Origin of the sequence: Streptomyces sp. NPDC001933 (assembly GCF_042890955.1) — a bacterium.
Lineage (GTDB): Bacteria > Actinomycetota > Actinomycetes > Streptomycetales > Streptomycetaceae > Streptomyces.
Map to the genome: position 1 here is coordinate 1 of NZ_JBIASS010000096.1, position 3,962 is coordinate 3,962.

The following is a 3,962-nucleotide window of genomic DNA, read 5'->3' on the forward strand; positions in this document are numbered from 1 at the left end:
CCAAGCAGCAGAGTGCCGAGCAGCAGGTCTCAACGCATCAACAACTGTCCCTTTTCATCCGTACGCGGGTGGGGACGTTCACTTGTACGCCGACAACGGGAGTCTCGATCGGGTGACTGCGGCGGTTTCCGCGCGTGAAAGCAGGGCCTCCAGGTAGCTCGGGGGTGCGATCCCATTCCGAGTGGTATCCGTCGGACATGACGGACGCGGAGTGGGCGGCCGTCCGGCCGTTGCTGCCGGTGCCGGCCTGGTTCCAGGGGCGTGGTGGACGGACCGAGGGCTACTGCCACCGGCAGCTGTTGGACGCGATCCGCTACCTGGTCGCGGGCGGGATCTCGTGGCGGGCTATGCCCGCGGACTTCCCCGCATGGGCCCGGGTCTACGCCTTCTTCCGCCGCTGGCGCGAGCACGGGCTGATCGCCGAGTTCCACGACCGGCTGCGCGGGACGGTGCGTGAACGCGAAGGCCGCGAGGCCGAGCCCACGGCAGGGATCACCGACGCCCAGTCGGTGCGGGCCGCCGCGACGGTGCCGGCCGCCTCACGCGGCTACGACGGCGGGAAGAAGGTGCCGGGCCGCAAGCGGCACATCGTGACCGACACCCTCGGCCTACTCCTGGCCGTCGCGGTCACGGCCACATCGGCGACGGGGACGCCGCGGCGGGCCTGCTGATGCGGCTGCGCCGTCTGCGACGAGTCCGGTGCCCGGGTAGCCGCCGTCGGTGATCGTGAGGGACTTGCCGACAGCGGCTTTGGCGCCGGACTCCTCCCATGCCTTGCAGTCGTTGCGGTTCCCGGCGAGCGGTCGGCCGACCATGACGACCAGGCGGGTGTCGGCGTCGATGACGACCTGGTGGTTGGTGGAGTACTGATAGTTCTTCGACCGCTCGGCGATGGTGTGGTCCCGGGTGGGGACCAGGGTGCCGTCCACGATGAGCACGGTGTCCTTGGCCAACCGCTTGCGGGGCTGGAGCGCGAGCATCGGCCTGAGATGGTCGATGATCCGGTCCGCCGCCGAATTCGACACCCCGAACAGCGGGGCGAGCTGCCGCATGGTCAGGTTCGTGCGCCAGTATGCAGCGACCAGCAGTGCCCGGTCCTCCAGCGGACGACCCCTGGGCCGGCCCCTGAGGACTGCATCCGCACCCTCGCGCCGCAGCACCGTCACCAGCTTGGCGAAGGCACGCGGGCTCAGCCCGGTGAACGGGGCTATCCAAGACGGCTCCGACGCCGTGATCACACCAGCCACCGCTGGATCATCTCAGTTGCAGACGTCGCTGGTTCCAACTGATCCTTTGCGTATCAACGATCTGAGGGAGAGCGACGTGGGGCTGATTCTGTTCCCAGGAGACGGAGACAACAGCAGCCCAGACGTCAGCTGGTCCTACAGCGGCTTCGCCGCGTTCCGGCGGCAGCTGGCGCGAGCCGAGGGGTTCGATCTCGACGAGATGTGGGGCTTCGGCGGGGAGCGGCACTGGAGCGATGTCTCCACCCCACTCGAACCACTCCTCGATCGCCCCGACGACGGTGGAGGAGAGCTTTCGCCCTCCGAATGCGCGGCGCTCCTGCCCCGGATCGAGGCAATCGTCGACCAGTGGCGGAACGAGGTCGGCGCCCCTCGGACACACATCGATGCGGCTCAACAGCTGACGGTCGTTCTGCAACTCTGCGTCGCGAAGGACGTTGAACTTCTCTTCCTCTGATGTCCGCGAAGTTCGGGGCACGTCCTCACACTCCCGCAGTTATGGGGCAGCCCTTAGATAACCTGCTGCTGCCCCTGCTGCGGCTGGTCAAGTTGCTGCTCCCGCATGCGCTGGTCTGCACGCAGTGCCTCTACGGTCGTAGCGAATAGTTCGAGATTATGCGCTTCTTCAGTCGCATTGTATGGAGCAATGCCCAGTTCGAAGGCGGTGGCGTTCTGCTCGATACTGTCAGCCGTCTGCTGGAGATTGAAAGCTCTTTCGCGGGGCTTGAAGTAGCCAGCAGCGGCGGTGATCAAGGTAACCGTGAAGCCTAGGCCGATGAGTACTCCCTTTGCAGGTTGAGGTGGATCGTACCAAGCAGTTACTGCCGAGATCGCTGCCGAGCTAACAAATAGGAGCCATTGCATCAAGAGATGCACGCGTCGGTAGTGTCGGGACTCTCTCCGTAGCCGGGCCATTTCCCCCGGAAGTCTTTCCTTATAGGATGCCTGCCGGTCTATGGGGGGAGGGGTGCGCCGTCTGGCTTCGAGGATGTGACGTTCCTCAGCCAGGGAAAGCTCGAGTCTGAGTTCCCTGATCGAAGTGTTGCGATCTTTCCAGAGTCCGAAATCTTCGTTGAACTCGAGTATCGCCTGAGCGGCAAAAGCGAATCCCAAAAGAAGAGCTCCGCCGCCGAGAATATTATTAACTGCGCTTGGGGTGTTCGAATCTAGCCAGAAGGAGATCTTTAGACCTGCCCACACAAGGAGCGTGAAGATGGCAGCAAGCGGGGTGCCGTATAACCCAAGAACCTGGAGGCGGCGATTCTTAATACGCTGCTTGAGATCTGCAATCTCGCGGCGATGCTGGATTAACGCATCAGTGGTCATTGTGCTGCTTAGGATGTTCACGGGTTCCGTCATTTATTGCTCTGCCGCTCCTACCCCAACCTCAGCCCGTTTCTGAGCGAGGCGGGGAGATATCGCCTCTCGCCTCCGGTAGCTCATCAGCCCACTCAAAGCATCAGACATGGGTTGGATCTTACGGAAACCTGCTGGTGCTGGGCGACGAGATGGGCGTAACTGTCCCGTGGCGGCTTGGGCGTGCCCACCCCTCATGGCGGTGGATGATCGTCCGCTGGCTGCCTACTCATTGGTTGCAACGTCCAGGGGGTAGCCCATCGACGGGTGCGCCTTCCCGCTGTCCCTGTCGAACGCGTGTCGAGGTCGGCACTCGGGGGTAGCCCTCATGTAAACAGTCCGTCGGCGAGCCGGGCCCTTGGGCCGTCTGTGGGCCGTCGAAGAGCGGCCCGCGGTGACCAACGATGACCGACGACCGCCGCTCGTGCGCAGATCAGACACCCTCTCGTACACCTTCGCCGAGGTGATCCGACCAGCGCGCAACTTCCTGCACAACGAGAAGCAGGAGTGGGAGGAGTGCCGCAGCGAGGTCACCGCCTTCGAGCTGAAGACGCTGCTGCCGGTGCTGTGACCGCGACGTGGTGACATCCGGGCCGGAGGCGGTGCGCCTCCGGCCCGCAACACGCGAAGCTCGACCTTGCCGTTCTTCCGGAGACGGCCGTGGCGGCGGTCCGTGGGTGGACGCCAACGAGCTTGGCCGCCTCTTTGATGCTGTGTTTGCGCTGCACAAGCCGGAAGTATTCCTCCCGCTCGGCATGCAGCTTCCTGGGCCCCTGCGGCCTCCGGTCGCCACGGACTTCGAACTTCATCGCATCCCCTGAGCTGGGGTGTTGCGACGACCACTAGAACGGAAGCATTCGGATCCGGGCCCTTCCCGTGCTCTGTGTCCGGCTACCACCACATTCCGACGGCGCAGCGTAGCGCGGAGGCGGGGCAGGACCGCATCCTCCTCCAGCCGTAGTCGTCACGGAAGCGTGGAAGCAACTGTTTCAAGAAGCCTCGACAGCGCTGGCGAACCATGTGACTTGAGAGGGCGTTAAGTCCGTTTCTGGTAGCGGCCGCGTCCGGGTTGTTCGAGGAGTCCTTGGCGGACGAGTCGTCCCAGGCGGGAGCAGGTGACGTTGATCGATGGCTCGTCGGTGGGCAGGCCGAGGTGCTCGTGCAGATCACGGACGCGGAACACCTTCCCGGGGTGCTCGTTGAACATGGTCACGATGCGCTGATAGACGGTGGCGGTGGCGGTGGCGGTCTCCGCGATAGACGGTGGCGGTGGCGGTGGCGGTCTCCGCGGGGGCCGTTGCGTGGTCGGGAGGGGTGAGGCCGTCGATGACCTTGCGGGTCGCGGTGAGCTCGGCCAGGCGG

General features: G+C 64.6%; 5 protein-coding genes and 1 pseudogene. 3 read left to right on the forward strand and 3 right to left on the reverse strand.

What is annotated here, in order from left to right; translation table 11 throughout:
* The first annotated feature begins 197 nt into the window (after nucleotides 1-197).
* Entirely contained in the window at nucleotides 198-671 is a 474-nt protein-coding gene (locus tag ACFYY7_RS45330; protein ID WP_388672258.1) for a transposase, read from the forward strand.
* 18 nt (nucleotides 672-689) lie between these two features.
* Here ACFYY7_RS45330 and ACFYY7_RS45335 read toward each other — a convergent pair.
* Nucleotides 690-1,247, reverse strand: a pseudogene (locus ACFYY7_RS45335) (transposase family protein); the annotation flags it as partial.
* 16 nt (nucleotides 1,248-1,263) lie between these two features.
* On the opposite strand from ACFYY7_RS45335, the gene ACFYY7_RS45340 reads away from it, so the two are divergent.
* Entirely contained in the window at nucleotides 1,264-1,701 is a 438-nt protein-coding gene (locus tag ACFYY7_RS45340) for a hypothetical protein (RefSeq protein WP_388672260.1), read from the forward strand.
* 53 nt (nucleotides 1,702-1,754) lie between these two features.
* Here ACFYY7_RS45340 and ACFYY7_RS45345 read toward each other — a convergent pair whose 3' ends face one another.
* Complete coding sequence (locus ACFYY7_RS45345; RefSeq protein ID WP_388672263.1) at nucleotides 1,755-2,603, reverse strand: DUF4231 domain-containing protein; 849 nt, start codon at nucleotides 2,601-2,603, stop codon at nucleotides 1,755-1,757.
* A 391-nt stretch (nucleotides 2,604-2,994) separates the two neighbouring features.
* Here ACFYY7_RS45345 and ACFYY7_RS45350 point away from each other — a divergent pair, with 391 nt between their 5' ends.
* Entirely contained in the window at nucleotides 2,995-3,171 is a 177-nt protein-coding gene (locus ACFYY7_RS45350) for a glutamine synthetase (RefSeq protein WP_388672266.1), read from the forward strand.
* Between the two features lie 465 nt (nucleotides 3,172-3,636).
* Here the strand turns inward: ACFYY7_RS45350 and ACFYY7_RS45355 are convergent, their stop codons facing one another.
* On the reverse strand, nucleotides 3,637-3,807 hold the full coding sequence (locus tag ACFYY7_RS45355; protein WP_388672269.1) for a type IV toxin-antitoxin system AbiEi family antitoxin domain-containing protein: 171 nt from the start codon (nucleotides 3,805-3,807) through the stop codon (nucleotides 3,637-3,639).
* Nucleotides 3,808-3,962: the final 155 nt, after the last annotated feature.